Consider the following 14,609-nt stretch of genomic DNA (forward strand, 5'->3'; position numbering starts at 1 on the left):
CTATCGGGTTGGGGGGTCTGATGTCGATGAACCATGGCGGCACACGGGTGCGGCGGTCGGTCGCGATGTTGTGTGCGGTGTTGTGGGCGTTGGCGACCATGTGGATGGCGGGCGGCGTCGCCCACGCCGACGGGACATCGACGAAGGACTCCACACACAGCAGCGCGTCGGAGGGTGGTTCGTCCACGCCGAAGCCTGCCAAGCACGACAAGCCGACGGCCGATCCCACGGCCGCCGGGGAGGGCGCCGCCACCGGGGAATCGAACACCCAGAAGTCCAACACCGAAAAGTCCAACACCGAGAAATCCGACACCGAGAAATCCGGCACCGAGAATTCCGACACCGGGAAAGCCACCGCCACCGATCCGCCCACAACCCGCGGCACCCACAAGCACGGCACCTCACGCCCGGCGGGTAAACCCAAGACCGCGGCGGCGACGACGGACACCACGTCAAGTCCCAAGTCCGACACCAAGCCCGACACCAAGGCGGATGCCACACCGGCCGCGACAACGCCGGCCGATGGCGACGCGGCGCCGAGGACGACGAAGGCCAAGACCGTCACGGTCAGTGCCGCGGCAGCCACTCTCGCGGCGGCACCCACGGCCGCGAAGGTCGCCACCGCATCGGTCACACCGTCGGCCACCGCATCGGTGCCCAATCCGATCAAGCAGATCGCCCAGTTCGCCCGCCAGATGACCGGGCTGGCCAATGACCTGGCCTTGATCGCGGTGTCGCTGGTGAACAACCTGGCCGCGGCGGCGGCCAGCACCATCGGCCCCAAACCGTTCTTCGGCCTGCCGTACAACATCGCCAAGACCGTCGCCGGCACCACCGCGATCGCGGCCAAACTGCTGGACGGCACGCCTTTGGATGCCGTCAGCGAGGGACCGTACAAGGTGAACTACGGTGTGCCCGATCTGCTGGCCTGGCTCAATCCGGTGAAATCACCTGCGGGAGCCAATCTTCCGTTCACCGGGATGTCAGCCGACCATCCGCTGCCGATCATCCTGCTCAACGGCACCAGCGCCACCCAGGGGGTGAACTGGAGCGTGGGCGCCCCGGCGCTGGCCAACGCCGGCTACACGGTCTACACCTTCAACTACGGCAACACCACGACCAATCCGTACTTCCCGGTGCAGGCCACCACCGATATCCGCAAGTCCGCGCAGGAACTCTCCGACGAGGTGGACCGGGTACTCAACGAGACCGGTGCGGACAAGGTCATCCTGATCGGTCACTCACAGGGCGGCGGCATCATGCCGTCGTACTACATCAACAATCTGCACGGGGACGAGAAGGTCTCGCAGTTCATCGGGATCGCGCCGAGCAATCACGGCACCAATGTGGACGGGCTCGTCGATCTGAAGAACATCCCCATCCTGGGGCCGGCACTCGCGCCGCTGATCTACCGCATCGTCGATCTGTTCGGTGCCGCCTGGACCCAGCAGGTCGTCGGTTCGCCGCTGCAGCAGGAAACCTACGGCGCCGGTGACACCCGGCCGGGCGTGCTGTACACGACGATCGCGTCGAAGTTCGACTGGGTGGTGACGCCGTATACGCAGCAGGCGCTGGCCGCCGGCCCGAACGTCACCAACATCGTGCTTCAGGATCTGTACCCCAACTACAACGCCGGGCACCTGGGCATCGTGTTCTCCGCCCCGACGTGGACCGCCGTGTTGGGTGCATTGGCCGCGAACCCGGCGGCGAACGTCGCGCCCACGACGGCGCTCGCAGCCTGACCCGACGGCCGAAAAATTGACATCAGCGGCCACGAGATGGCCGAAAGTCGCTCGCGTACACCGGACCGTCGGCTATACCCATACCCAAGGGTATTGCCCATGGGGGTCGGGGGAGGCCACAGTGTCGTCGAGTCGTGTCCGCATGCGCACCTGCCGCTTTCCGGCCGGGCTCGTGGTGATCGCCTGGTTGTTCGCCGCGCTCTGGCTGGCCGGCGGCGTGGCGTATGCCGATGGCACCACGTCGCACGATTCGACGCCGGGCACCTCCCAATCGGGTGACCAGAGCGCCGCGTCGGCAGACAAAACGACTGCTTCTGCAGCCAAACCGACTGCGTCGGAGGAGAAGACCGACACCCCCACGCGGATCGGCAAGCCGCGCGGCGCGCGTAAGCACGGCACCGCCAAGCAGGCCACCGAGACCACACCGGAGGCCAAGCCGGACGCCAAGCGCGGGTCTGATTCCGACGCGAAGGCCGGGATCAAGCCGAAAACCAAGGCCGCGCCGGAACCGGATACCACGCCACTCACCACCACCGCGAAGAAGTCGGGCACCACCGCGACGGCCGCGCCCGCTGACGGCGCCGCTGCCGCCACTGCCGCCGCAGCCCTGAAGCTGGCCTCCCCGGCGGTCCTGCCGTCGACCACCGTCAAGGCGCCCAACCCGATCGCGCACGCGGTCCAATTCGTCCGGCAGATGACGGGACTGGCCAACGACATCGGCCTGCTCGCCGTCACCGTGGTGAACAACCTCGCCGCCGCGGCGGCCGCCACCATCGGCCCGAAACCGTTCTTCGGGGTGCCCTACCACGTGGCCAGTGCCATCGCCGGAACGGCGGCCACCGCGGGCAAGCTGCTGACCGGGACACCGCTGAACGCCGACTCCACCGCCAAGGGGCCGTTCAAGGTCACCTACGGGGTAGGTGACCTACTGAACTACTTCAACGCGGACAAGCCGCCGGCCGGCGCCAACGATCCGTCGATCAAGCTCACTGAGCAGCATCCGCTGCCGATCATCCTGATCGCCGGGACCGCCGCCAACGCGCCCTTCAACTGGAGCGTCGGTGCACCGGTGCTGGCCAACGCCGGCTACAAGGTGTTCACCTTCAACTACGGCAACGTCACGAACAATCCGAAATGGCCGGTGCGCGGCACTGGCGATATCCGCGAATCCGCGCAGGAACTCGCCGACGAGGTGGACCGGGTGCTCGCCGAGACCGGTGCGGACAAGGTCATCCTGATCGGGCACTCGCAGGGCGGCGGAATGACTCCGGAGTACTACCTGAACAATCTCGACGGGGCGGCCAAGGTGTCGCAGTTCATCGGGATCGCGCCGGGCAATCACGGCGCCGATCTGAGCGGGCTGGCCTACATCCAGAACATCCCGGTGATCGGCCGCCCGATCTTCAACCTGATGAACCTGCTGGGCCCGGCTTGGCTGCAGCAGGCCATCGGCTCTCCGTTGCTGGACGAGATCTACGGCAACGGCGACACCCGCCCCGGCGTGCTGTACACGACCATCACCACGAAGGACGACTGGATCGTCACGCCCTACACCAATCAGGCGCTGGACGGGCCCAACGTCACCAACATCATCCTGCAAGACCGCTACCCCAACTTCAACGCCGGACACCTGGGCATCGTCTTCGCCGCGCCGACCTGGGACGCAGTGCTCGGTGCGCTGGCGGCGAACCCGGCGGCCAATGAGGCCCCGCAGGATCAGACCATCGCCGCCTGAAAACGACTGCCCACCAATAAGTTCAGAGCAGTGGTTAGGCTGGCGGCATGGCCCTTTCCAAGGAAGAACGCGAACAGTTCCTCGCCGAGCCGCATATCGCCGCACTGTCGGTCTATGCGGGCGACCACCGCGGACCCCTCACGGTGCCGATCTGGTACCAGTACTCCCCCGGCGGACAGCCCTGGCTGCTCACCGGGAAAGGCTCCCGCAAGCACACGCTGATCGAGGCCGCCGGTCACCTCTCGCTCATGGTCGAGCGCCTCGAACCGTCCGTGCGGTATGTCGCGGTGGACGGTGCGGTCGACCGCATCGAACCGGGTACCGACGATCAGCTGGTCGAAATGACCAAGCGCTATCTGGCACCGGAAAAGGTGGATCCGTACCTGGAGTTCGCCCGCCGCGAGCACGGGGAGAGTGTCGCGGTGTTCCTCAAGCCCCAGCACTGGATCTCCTCGGACCTGGGTGCACTGTGACCATGCTTTCCGACAAGGTCGTCACCTTCCTCTCGGAGGGCACCCGCACCGCCGTATTCGGATGGGTGGCCTCCGACGGCCGGCCGCTGGCGGCACCCGTATGGTTTTTCGTCGACGGCGACGAGTTGGTCTTCAACACCGGCAAGGACACCGCCAAGGGAAAGGCGTTGCTTCGCGATCCGAGAGCCGTGCTGTGCGTTGATGATTCGCAGCCTCCGTACTCCTTCGTCCAGGTTCAGGGAGTGGCCACCCTCAGCGAGGACCCCGCCGAACTGCTCGACACGGCGACCCGCCTCGGTGGCCGGTACATGGGCGCTGAGCGCGCGCGGGAGTTCGGCGAGCGCAACGGCGTCCCCGGCGAACTGGTGGTGCGGGTGCGGCCGACCAAGGTGCACGCCGGGTTCGACGTCGCAGACTAGCCACCGGCGGCCGGGACGCCTCAGAGTCCCAACGCCGCCATCGCACCGTCGACCGCGGCGGTGCGCAGTTCATCGTGCGGGGCGTCGGGGAACTGCAGGCAACAGTCCTGCAGCCCGCCGAACGCGATGACGGCCCGCGTCGACTTCGCCAGCGATGCCCTGGCGCCGAACACCAGTCGGGTGTAGCGCTCCCGCCACGCCAGCAGTGTGTCGATCAGGCCGAGGTCGGCCAGCGTCGTGAGTTCGGCGACCACGAGTACCAGGTCGGCGCGGTACCGGTAGTGGAAGTCGAACCAGCCTTCCAGGAGTTCCCGCGGGGTGGCGCGGGCCGCGCCCCGCCGCCGCTCATAGCCGGTGACCAGCTCTTCGCCTTCGTCCATCAACGGCGTGAGGATGCTGCGCACCAGGTCCTCACGGGAACTGAAGTGGTAGTACAGCGCGGGTTTGGTGATGCCCAGGCGGTCGGCGATGTCCTGCAGGCTGGTGCGCTGCACGCCCTTCTCGGTGAACAGCTCCCGGGCCACCTCTTGGATGCGGTTCTTGGTATCCGACGCGGGCCTGGGCACGTAGCCACCATAGCTGACTTAACGATCGGTAAGCTCGTCGGCGTAAGCTTACCGATCGTTAAGTAAGGAGAGGGCCGTGAACGTACTCATCTCCGGCGCCAGCATCGCCGGGCCGGTGCTGGCATATTGGCTGGCACAGCACGGGATCGACGTCACCGTCGTGGAACGCGCACCCGCACTGCGCAAGACCGGGGGCCACGCCATCGACCTGTTCCGGCCCGCGATGGAGATCTCCGAACGGATGGGCGTCCTCCCCCAGGTCATGGCGCATGCCACCGGGACGACACTGCTCGACGTGCGCAGGCCCTGGGCTTCCCGTCCGGCGCATATCGACTACGTGAAGCTGGCCGGCACCATGTCCGACCGGCACGTCGAGATCATGCGGGACGATCTCAGCGAGATCTACTACGACGCAAGCCGTGACGATGCCGAGTACCTCTTCGGCGACCAGATCACCGCGATCGCCGATGACGGCCGGGTGACATTCGCGCACGGCGGGTCACGGCGGTTCGACGTGGTGGTGGGGGCCGACGGGTTGCACTCGGGAGTCCGTCAGATCATGTTCGGCGACGTGCCCGAACGCTTCCTCGGTGGCTACCTGTCGGTGGTTTCGGTACCGAAATCGTTTGCCCGCGAAGGTGAGATGACCGGCTACTACGAGCCCAACCGGGTGGCGATGGTCTACACCGCCGATCATCTGGACGACGCCCGCGCGGTGTTCGTCTTCCGGCCGGTGACGCCGCTGGCATTCGACCACCGCGACGTATCCCGGCAGAAGAGGCAACTGTGCGACGCCTTCACCGGCGTATCCGGTGAGGTCGACACCTGGCTGGCCGAGGTGGGGCGCACGCCGGCGTTCTACTTCGACGCCATCACCCAACTGGAGATGACCACCTGGTCGAAAGGCCGCGTGACCCTGGTCGGGGACGCCGGCTACTGTCCCGGTCCGGCCGTTGGCGGCAGCACCAGCCTGGCCGTCTACGGCGCCTACGTGCTGGCCGGTGAGCTCGCGCGGGCCAAGGACATCTTGGCCTCCGATGAGCGCCTGCGCGAAGAGCAGATAAGCACGGCGTTCGCGGCGTACGAGGCGATCATGATGCCGTCGGTGGTCGGCGCGCGTGCCTTCGCGGCCACCACGGCGAAGACGATAGTGCCCGGAAGTCGCCTCGGCGTGGACGCACTCGTCGCCGCGGGGCGCGTGATCTCGGTGCTCCCGCTGGGTGTGACGCAGGCGCTGGCGCGGTTCAATCGCAGGGGTGTGCGGCTTTACGACACCATGCCGCTGCCGGCCTGAACGCACGAATCCCCCGGAACCGCAGTGGTTCCGGGGGATTCGCGTCAGACGACTAGCTCTCCAGCGACGCCGGGGGCAGGAAGCGGTCACCGTAGCGGGCGGCCAGTTCCTTGGCGCGGGCCACGAAGGCCGCCTTGCCGACGCCGAGCGGTCCCTCGTAGCCGACGATGAACTGGGCCGAGCCACCGGTGTACGGCGGGAAGCCGATACCCATGATGGAGCCGATGTTGGCATCTGCGGTGGAGGTCAGCACGCCCTCGTCGATGCACTTCTGGGTTTCCAGCGCCTCGGCGAACAGCATCCGGTCGATGGCGTCCTGCAGCGGGATCTGCGCCGACCCCTGCCCATCAACCGCGGCGGTGAACGTCTCGCGCAGTCCGGGCCACAACCCGACCCGCTTGCCGTCGGCGTACTCGTAGAAGCCCGCACCGGCCAGCCGTGAGGGACGGCCGATCTCGATCATCTTCTCGACGACGGCCTCGGCCGGATGCGCCACGTAGGTGCCACCGGCGTCTTCGACGCCCTTGCGGGAGGCGACGGCGATCTTGTGCATGAGCTCCAGGTTCAGCTCGTCGGAGAGCTGCAGCGGCGCCGCCGGGTAACCGGCCTGCGACCCGGCCTGCTCGATCGACGCGGGCTCGACACCCTCGCCCAGCATGGCCAGCGCCTCGTTGACGAAGGTGCCGATCACGCGCGAGGTGAAGAAGCCGCGGCTGTCGTTGACGACGATCGGGGTCTTCTTGATGGCCAGCGTGTAGTCGAACACCCGGGCCAGCGCCTCGTCGGAGGTCTTCTCCCCGCGGATGATCTCCACCAGCGGCATCTTGTCGACCGGCGAGAAGAAGTGGATGCCGACGAAGTCCTCCTGGCGCTTCACGCCGGTCGCCAGACCGGTGATCGGCAGCGTGGAGGTGTTGGAGCCGAGCAGCGCGTTGGGCTCGACGATGTCCTCGATCTCCTGGAACACCTTGTGCTTGAGTTCCTGGTTCTCGAACACGGCCTCGATCACGAAGTCGACACCCGCCAGGTCCGCCGGGTCAGCGGTCGGGGTGATCTTGGCCAGCAGCGCCGCGGACTTCTCCTCGGTGGTCTTGCCACGCTTGAGCGCCTTGGCCTCCAGCCCCTCCGAGTACGCCTTGCCCTTCTGGGCGGCCTCGATGGTGACGTCCTTGAGCACCACGTCGAAACCGGCCTTGGCCGACACGTAGGCGATACCGGCGCCCATCATGCCCGCACCCAGCACACCGATCTTGGTGATCGGCACCGGTGCGATGCCCTCGGGCCGCGAGGCGCCGCCGTTGATGGCCTGCAGGTCCAGGAAGAACGCCTGGATCATGTTCTTGGCGACCTGACCGGTCACCAGCTGGGTGAAGTACCGGCTCTCGATCCGCGCCGCGGTGTCGAAGTCGACCTGCGCACCCTCGACGGCGGCATCCAGGATGGCCCGCGGTGCGGGCATCGGGGCGCCCTTGAGCTGCTTGCGCAGCAGCGCCGGGAACGACGGCAGGATGGCCGCGAGCGCCGGGGTGGCCGGGGTGCCGCCGGGGATCTTGTAGCCCTTGACATCCCACGGCTGCACATGGGCATCCGGGTTCGCCTTGATCCAGGCCTTGGCGGCCGGGATCAGTTCCTCGACCGAGCCGACGAGCTCGTCGACCAGGCCGACCTCCTTGGCCTTGGTCGCGGTGAACCGGGTGCCCTGGCTCAGGATCTCCATGAAGGCCTTCTGGATACCGAACATCCGCACGGTGCGGGCCACGCCGCCGCCGCCGGGCAGCAGGCCCAGGGTGACCTCGGGCAGACCGATCTGCACGCCCTTGACGTCGGCGGCGATGCGGTGGTGGGTGGCCAGCGCGATCTCCAGGCCGCCGCCGAGCGCCGCGCCGTTGATCGCCGCGACGACGGGCTTGCCGAAGGTCTCCAGCGTGCGCAGGTCACGCTTGATGGTCTCGACCTCGTTGAACGCCTCAGCGGCGTTGTCGGGGCCGATGTTGATCATGGCCTTGAGGTCACCGCCGGCGAAGAACGTCTTCTTGGCACTGGCGATCACCACACCGGTGATCTCCTCCTGCTCCGCGAAGAGCCGCTCCACGGCGAGGTGCATCGACTCCTTGTAGTGCTCGTTCATCACGTTGGCGGAGCCGGTCGGGTCGTCCAGGGTCAGGGTGACGATGCCGTCGGCATCCTTGTCCCAGTGGATGGTGTTCTCGGTCATCTTCTTCTATCTCCCTAGACGCGCTCGATGATGGTGGCCACGCCCATGCCGCCGCCGACACACAACGTCAGCAGGGCACGCCGGGCGCCGCGGCGCTCCAGCTCGTCGACCATGGTGCCGATGATCATGGCGCCGGTCGCGCCCAGCGGGTGGCCCATGGCGATGGCGCCACCGTTGACGTTGAGCTTCTCGTCCGGGATGTTCAGGTCCTTCTGGAACTTCAGGACGACCGAGGCGAACGCCTCGTTGATCTCGAACAGGTCGATATCGTCGACCGTCAGGCCGGCCCGGTCGAGCACCTTCTTGGTGGCCGGGGTCGGGCCGGTCAGCATGATCACCGGATCGGCACCGCTGGTGGCGGTGGCCACGATGCGAGCACGCGGGGTCAGCCCCTGCGCGGCACCCGCAGCCTCGGAGCCCACCATGACCAGCGCGGCACCGTCGACGATGCCCGAGCTGTTACCGCCGGTGTGGACGTGGTTGATCTTCTCGACGAAGTGGTACTTCTGCAGCGCCACATCGTCGAAGCCGCCCATCGCGCCGATACCGTCGAACGCGGTCTTGAGCTTGCCCAGGCTTTCCACGGTGGAACCGGGGCGCATGTGCTCGTCCTGATCGAGGATGACCAGTCCGTTCTGATCCTTGACCGGCACCACGGACTTGGCGAAGTAGCCGCCCGTCCACGCCGCCGCCGCGAGTTCCTGCGAGCGGGCCGCATACGCGTCCACATCCTCGCGGGAGAAGCCTTCGATGGTGGCGATCAGATCGGCACCGATGCCCTGGGGCACGAAGCCCACGCGGTAGTTGGTCTCCGGGTCCAGCGCCCAGGCGCCGCCGTCGGAGCCCATCGGGACGCGGCTCATCGACTCGACGCCACCGGCGAGCACCAGGTCGTCCCAGCCCGAGCGCACCTTCTGGGCGGCCAGGTTGACGGCCTCCAGGCCGGAGGCGCAGAACCGGTTGAGCTGGAAACCACCGGTGGTGTCGGGCATGGCAGCGGCCAGGACCGCGGTACGGGCGATATCGCCACCCTGATCGCCGACCGGGGACACGACACCCAGGATGACGTCGCTGATCAGCTTCTCGTCGAGGTCGGGGAAGCGGGTACGCAGTTCGTTGATCAGACCCACAACCAGGTTGACGGGCTTGACCTCGTTGAGGGCTCCGCCGCGCTGCTTACCGCGCGGCGTGCGAATGGCCTCGTAGATGAAGGCTTCTTCGGACATGTGTAGTTCCCTTTCGGGTGGGTGACGGGATCGTCGGTCGGGACGCGAGTCCACTGGTCGCGAAGCCTAACAAAACCGCAAACCAACCTGTTGGTTGGGCGTATGCTCAGCGCCCCGAACACCCACTACACACTCATGCCGTGCGTGGTTCCTCCAGCTCAGCCAGGGTCGGGTAGTCGATATAGCCCTCGGCGCCTGGGGCGTAGAAGGTGGCCACATCCGGCTCGTTCAGTTCCGCGCCCAGCAAAAGGCGATCGATCAGGTCGGGGTTGGCCAGGAACGTCCGGCCCACCGCGACAGCGCTGGCGGCGCCCCATTCGGCGTAGCTCTCCAGCTGGCAGAAGTCGGTGCCCGTCTCCCTACCGGTGTTGAGCACCAAGGTGCCCGACCACACCGCGCGCAGCACGCCGAACTCCCGGGCGCTCGGGTCGATCAGGACGTGCAGGTAGGCCAGTCCCAGCGGGGCGATGCGGTTGAGCAGCGCCTCGTACACGGCGACGGTGTTCTCCTCGCGCATGTCGCCGGCGGAGTTCCCGGGCGAGATACGCAGGCCGACCCGCCCCGCGCCGATCTCGTCCACCACGGCCTCGACCACCTCGGCGGTCAGCCGGGCCCGATTCTCCGGCGAACCGCCGTAGGCGTCGGTCCGCTGGTTGGTCACATCCGATGAGAACTGGTGCAGCAGATAGCCGTTGGCGCCGTGGATCTCGACGCCGTCCAGCCCGGCGTCGACGGCACGCCGGGCGGCGGCCCGGAAATCGGCGATGATGCCGGGGATCTCGTCGGTACGCAGCGCGCGCGGCACCACGAGCGCCTTCTTACCCGACGGGGTGTGGGTGGTCATGTCCGCCGCGATCGCCGACGGCGCGACGGGCTCGATCCCGCCGTTCACCTCCGGATGACCCATCCGGCCAACGTGCCAGAGCTGCATGAAGATTCGGCCGCCCGCGTCGTGCACGGCACCGGCGATCTCGGCCCACTTCTCCTGATGCCGGTCGGTGTAGTTGCCGGGGGTGTTCATATAGGCGCCGTTGGCCACCTCGGAGACGGCGGTGGCCTCCGTGATGATCAGTCCCGCGCCCGCGCGCTGTGAGTAGTACTCCGCGGCCAGATCCGACGGCGTGCCGTCGGCCTGCGCCCGGGACCGGGTCAGTGGTGCCATGAAGATCCGGTTCCGCGCGTCGGTGTCACCGACGCGGATCGGCTTGAGCAGTGTGGCGTCGGGCGCGAGGGTGAAAGCCATGTGCTGGTAAGCGCACCTGGCAGTCGATTCATTCCGCACTGTGCGGCGTTGCACACGAGATGCCATTCTTGACATGAGACCGCAATCTCATTACGGTTCTGCGCCATGGCCCTGACCCCCACCCAGATGAACGACCTGCTCGACGAGCACTTCGGTTTCGAGGCGCGCGATGATATCGACGGCGTGCTGTCCACCCTCACCCTCGATGTCGAACACGACGTGGTCGGCTGGCCCACCGGGGTGGCCCACGGGCGCGACGGCGCGCGGGCCTTCTACGAGACTCTGTTCGCAGATCTGTCCGAGGGCAGTGTTGAGACCGTGCACCGGCTGTACGGCGACGATTTCGTCGTCGACGAATCGCTGTGGCGCGGACGCGCACCCGGCCGGCCGTTCGGCCTGGACGGCCGCAACCGCCCGCTGGAGTTCCGGTTACTGCACGTCATCCAATTCGCCGACGGTGCCATCGGTCGCGAGAACGTGTGGATCGACCTGGCCGCCGTCATCAACCAGTTGCCCCAGGACTGATGGCACGCCCCAACCAGACCTCGCGGACCCGCAGGGATCTGCTGCGTGCCGCGGCCCGGCTGATGAAGGCGGGCCACAAGTTCACCCTCGAGGATGTCGCCGCGGACGCGATGGTGTCGCGAGCCACCGCCTATCGGTACTTCTCCAGCGTGGAGGCGCTCATGGTCGAGGCACCGCTCGACGGGGTTACGCCGAGCCCGGCAGACCTCTTCGAGACCGTGGCGTCCACCGATCCGGTGGAGCGATTGCTGTTGGTGGACACCGCGCTGCACGACATGATCGCCGACAACGAACCGGCACTGCGGCTCATGCTGTCCCAGACCGTGCAGCGGGCGTGCGATGACCATCACGACGACCAGGAGATACCCGTGCGGCAGAACCGCCGCACCGCACTCATCGAGGCGGCCCTGGAGCCCGCCCGTGGGGAGTTCACCCCGGCAGCCCTGTCCACGTTGGCCAAATCGCTGTCGCTCATCATCGGCACCGAATCGATGGTGGTCACCAAAGATGTTCTGCGACTAGATGCTAGCGACGCCCGCCAGGTCAGACACTGGGCCATCAGGGCGCTGGTCGACTCGGCACGCAGGACGGAGGCCTGATCAACTCACCCCGCGGCGGCCACCAACGGATCCAGATGCGGCAGGTGCCCGCACTGGTGACCCTCGCGCACGAGGCCTGCGCCCGCGCACTGACCGACCTGTCCAGCACGGCACCGGCGCTGGACATCGCCGGCATGAGGCACGAAACACGCACCTCCCGGCTGTTCGCGACCTGAGGCTCGCCCGTCACTACGCTCGGTATATGACGGTTTCGTGGCTCCAGCCCTACGCGGTGACGATCTTCGCCGAGATGTCCGCGCTGGCGGCCCGGATCGGTGCGGTGAACCTCGGTCAGGGCTTCCCCGACGAGGACGGCCCGGCCGGCATGCTCAAGGTGGCCCAGGACGCGATCGCCGAGGGCGTCAACCAGTACCCGCCCGGCCCGGGTATCCCGGCACTGCGTCAAGCCATCGCCGCCCAGCGCGCCAGGCACTACGACGTCGACTACGACCCCGACTCCGAGGTGCTGGTGACGGTCGGCGCCACCGAGGCCATCGCCGCCGCCGTGATCGGACTGGTGGAGCCCGGCTCGGAAGTCCTGGTTCTCGAACCGTTCTACGATTCCTACTCCCCCGTCATCGCCATGGCCGGGTGCGTGCGGAAGGTCGTGCCGCTGGTTCCCGACGGCCGCGGTTTCGCCCTCGATATCGAGGCCCTGCGCGCCGCCGTCGGGCCGCAGACCCGGGCGATGATCATCAACTCACCGCACAATCCGACCGGGATGGTGCTCAGCGATGCCGAGCTGAGCGCGATCGCCGATCTCGCGGTGGCCGCGGATCTGCTGGTCATCACCGACGAGGTCTATGAGGCGCTGGTGTACACCGACTCCGACTACCGCAGACACCTGCCCCTGGCCCGCTTCCCGGGCATGGCCGAACGCACCGTGACCATCTCCAGTGCGGCCAAGATGTTCAACGTGACCGGTTGGAAGATTGGATGGGCCTGCGGCGCACCGGAACTCATCGCCGGTGTGCGCGCGGCCAAACAATTCCTGACCTATGTCGGGGGCGCGCCGTTCCAGCCCGCGGTGGCGTACGCACTGGACCACGAGGACGTGTGGGTCCGGGAGCTGCGGGACAGTCTGGAAAGCAAACGGGATCGGCTGTCCGCGGCGCTGACCGACCTCGGTTTCGAGGTGCATGACAGCCAGGGCACCTATTTCCTGTGCGCGGACCCCCGTCCCCTGGGATATCACGACAGCACACAGTTCTGTGCCGAGTTGCCGCACAAGGCAGGTGTGGCGGCCATCCCGATGTCGGCGTTCTGCGCGGGCCCCGACAACACATGGAATCATCTGGTGCGCTTCGCGTTCTGCAAACGCGATGACACCCTCGACGAAGCGATCCGCCGATTGGAGGTGCTGCGGTGAACGCCATCCCGGAACCCACGCTGGCCCGTATCGATGCGCTGCTGGCAGATATCGACGCCGACCTGGCCGCGCACTATCCAGGCGACCGCCCCGAGGCGCAGCCGGCGCACACCGTGTACGTCAGCGCGGCCGACGCCTCCGCGGACACCCCCGCGATCTGGGGGACGGCGGCGCTCGAGCTGCTGGATCGGCACGCCTCGGTACTGCTCGAACTGGGCGACCCCGCCGTCCTGGAGTTGGTGCGGCGCCGGCTGTCCACCGCGCCGATCGCCGATCTGCGGCTGGACTTCGAGGACGGCTACGGCCGGCGCGGCGATACCGTCGAAGATGACGACGCCGTCCGCGCCGGACACACCCTGCGCGCGCTCGGCCTGGGCAGCTGCGGTATCCGTTTCAAAGGGCTGACCCTGGCCGACCGCCCGCGTGCGGTACGCACCCTGGAACTGGTGCTCGACGGCGGGCTACCGGAGGGCTTCGTGTTCACCGTGCCGAAACTGCGCGCGGCCGAGCAGATCACCGCGACAGTATGGCTGTGCGAGGCGCTCGAGCATGCGCATGGGTTACCCGCCCGCGCATTGCGGTTCGAGTTGCAGATCGAGAGTCCGCAGGCGGTACTCGGTGCCGACGGCACCGCCACCTTGGCCCGGGCCCTGCACATGGCCGAAGGTCGTTGCACCGGACTGCATTACGGCACCTACGATTACAGCGCCGCGTGCGGCATCACCCCGCAGAACCAATCGCTGGAGCATCCGGTGGCCGATCACGCCAAGGCCGTCATGCTGGCCGCGGCGGCCCAGACCGGGGTGTGGGTGGCCGACGGTTCCACCCAGGTGAATCCGGTGGGCACCGATACCCAAGTGGAACAAGCGATCCGACGACACCACAGACTGGTGACCCGTTCCCTGGAACGCGGTTTCTACCAGGGCTGGGATATGCACCCGGGCCACCTGGTGACGCGCTGGCTGGCGACGTTCACCTTCTTCCGGACTGCACTGGTCGCCGCGGCCCCGCGTCTGCAGGCCTATCTGGACCGGCGCGGCGGGGCGGTGGTCGACGAGCCGGCCACCGCCGAGGCGCTGGCCGCCGTGGTGCTGCGTGGACTCGACTGCGGCGCCTTCGGTGTCGACGAGGTACTGGCCCAGGCTCCGGGCGCGGACCTCGCGACCCTGCGCGCATTGAAGGCCCGCACGCACTCCTGATTCG

Annotated in this window: 14 protein-coding genes; 10 read left to right on the plus strand and 4 right to left on the minus strand. The window is 67.5% G+C overall.

The window, feature by feature from the left end:
- Positions 1-20: 20 nt before the first annotated feature.
- The 4 genes from FHU31_RS30625 to FHU31_RS30640 all read left to right on the plus strand — a co-directional run bounded on the left by FHU31_RS30625 (position 21) and on the right by FHU31_RS30640 (position 4,369).
- Entirely contained in the window at positions 21-1,742 is a 1,722-nt protein-coding gene (locus tag FHU31_RS30625) for an alpha/beta fold hydrolase (protein WP_234901755.1), read from the plus strand.
- Positions 1,743-1,863: 121 nt separating this feature from the next.
- Complete coding sequence (locus tag FHU31_RS32110) at positions 1,864-3,477, plus strand: lipase family alpha/beta hydrolase (RefSeq protein ID WP_167165057.1); 1,614 nt, start codon at positions 1,864-1,866, stop codon at positions 3,475-3,477.
- Between the two features lie 47 nt (positions 3,478-3,524).
- A complete protein-coding gene (locus tag FHU31_RS30635) occupies positions 3,525-3,950 on the plus strand; it encodes a pyridoxamine 5'-phosphate oxidase family protein (protein WP_167165059.1) in 426 nt (141 codons plus the stop codon).
- Positions 3,947-4,369 (plus strand): PPOX class F420-dependent oxidoreductase, encoded by a 423-nt coding sequence (locus FHU31_RS30640; protein ID WP_167165061.1) that lies wholly within the window; start codon positions 3,947-3,949, stop codon positions 4,367-4,369. The genes FHU31_RS30635 and FHU31_RS30640 overlap by 4 nt, the downstream gene beginning before the upstream one ends.
- Before the next feature lie 20 nt (positions 4,370-4,389).
- Here the strand turns inward: FHU31_RS30640 and FHU31_RS30645 are convergent, their stop codons facing one another.
- Positions 4,390-4,935 carry a TetR/AcrR family transcriptional regulator gene (locus FHU31_RS30645; protein WP_167165063.1) on the minus strand — a complete coding sequence of 182 codons (546 nt, stop codon included), beginning with the start codon at positions 4,933-4,935 and terminating at the stop codon, positions 4,390-4,392.
- 76 nt (positions 4,936-5,011) lie between these two features.
- Between FHU31_RS30645 and FHU31_RS30650 the strand changes: the two genes are divergently transcribed.
- On the plus strand, positions 5,012-6,229 hold the full coding sequence (locus FHU31_RS30650) for an FAD-dependent monooxygenase (RefSeq protein WP_167165065.1): 1,218 nt from the start codon (positions 5,012-5,014) through the stop codon (positions 6,227-6,229).
- A 52-nt stretch (positions 6,230-6,281) separates the two neighbouring features.
- On the opposite strand, the gene FHU31_RS30655 is transcribed toward FHU31_RS30650, so the two are convergent.
- From FHU31_RS30655 to FHU31_RS30665, 3 genes are all read right to left on the minus strand, one after another.
- Positions 6,282-8,444 carry a 3-hydroxyacyl-CoA dehydrogenase NAD-binding domain-containing protein gene (locus tag FHU31_RS30655; protein WP_167165067.1) on the minus strand — a complete coding sequence of 721 codons (2,163 nt, stop codon included), beginning with the start codon at positions 8,442-8,444 and terminating at the stop codon, positions 6,282-6,284.
- A gap of 14 nt (positions 8,445-8,458) precedes the next feature.
- Complete coding sequence (locus FHU31_RS30660; protein WP_167165069.1) at positions 8,459-9,670, minus strand: acetyl-CoA C-acetyltransferase; 1,212 nt, start codon at positions 9,668-9,670, stop codon at positions 8,459-8,461.
- 133 nt (positions 9,671-9,803) lie between these two features.
- A complete protein-coding gene (locus FHU31_RS30665) occupies positions 9,804-10,913 on the minus strand; it encodes an alkene reductase (RefSeq protein WP_167165071.1) in 1,110 nt (369 codons plus the stop codon).
- 105 nt (positions 10,914-11,018) lie between these two features.
- Here FHU31_RS30665 and FHU31_RS30670 point away from each other — a divergent pair, with 105 nt between their 5' ends.
- The 5 genes from FHU31_RS30670 to FHU31_RS30685 are packed head-to-tail and all read left to right on the plus strand — an operon-like array spanning position 11,019 to position 14,605.
- The gene (locus FHU31_RS30670) at positions 11,019-11,438 is read left to right on the plus strand and encodes an ester cyclase (protein WP_167165073.1); all 420 of its coding nucleotides are present in this window, start codon (positions 11,019-11,021) and stop codon (positions 11,436-11,438) included.
- Positions 11,438-12,037 (plus strand): TetR/AcrR family transcriptional regulator, encoded by a 600-nt coding sequence (locus FHU31_RS30675; protein ID WP_167165075.1) that lies wholly within the window; start codon positions 11,438-11,440, stop codon positions 12,035-12,037. Before FHU31_RS30670 ends, FHU31_RS30675 begins: the two co-directional genes overlap by 1 nt.
- A 44-nt stretch (positions 12,038-12,081) precedes the next feature.
- Entirely contained in the window at positions 12,082-12,213 is a 132-nt protein-coding gene (locus FHU31_RS31970) for a hypothetical protein (RefSeq protein WP_263987968.1), read from the plus strand.
- A 26-nt stretch (positions 12,214-12,239) separates the two neighbouring features.
- Complete coding sequence (locus FHU31_RS30680; protein ID WP_167165077.1) at positions 12,240-13,406, plus strand: pyridoxal phosphate-dependent aminotransferase; 1,167 nt, start codon at positions 12,240-12,242, stop codon at positions 13,404-13,406.
- Positions 13,403-14,605 carry a DUF6986 family protein gene (locus tag FHU31_RS30685; protein ID WP_167165079.1) on the plus strand — a complete coding sequence of 401 codons (1,203 nt, stop codon included), beginning with the start codon at positions 13,403-13,405 and terminating at the stop codon, positions 14,603-14,605. The genes FHU31_RS30680 and FHU31_RS30685 overlap by 4 nt, the downstream gene beginning before the upstream one ends.
- Positions 14,606-14,609 lie beyond the last annotated feature (4 nt).

It is taken from the genome of Mycolicibacterium fluoranthenivorans, from assembly GCF_011758805.1.
GTDB lineage: Bacteria > Actinomycetota > Actinomycetes > Mycobacteriales > Mycobacteriaceae > Mycobacterium > Mycobacterium fluoranthenivorans.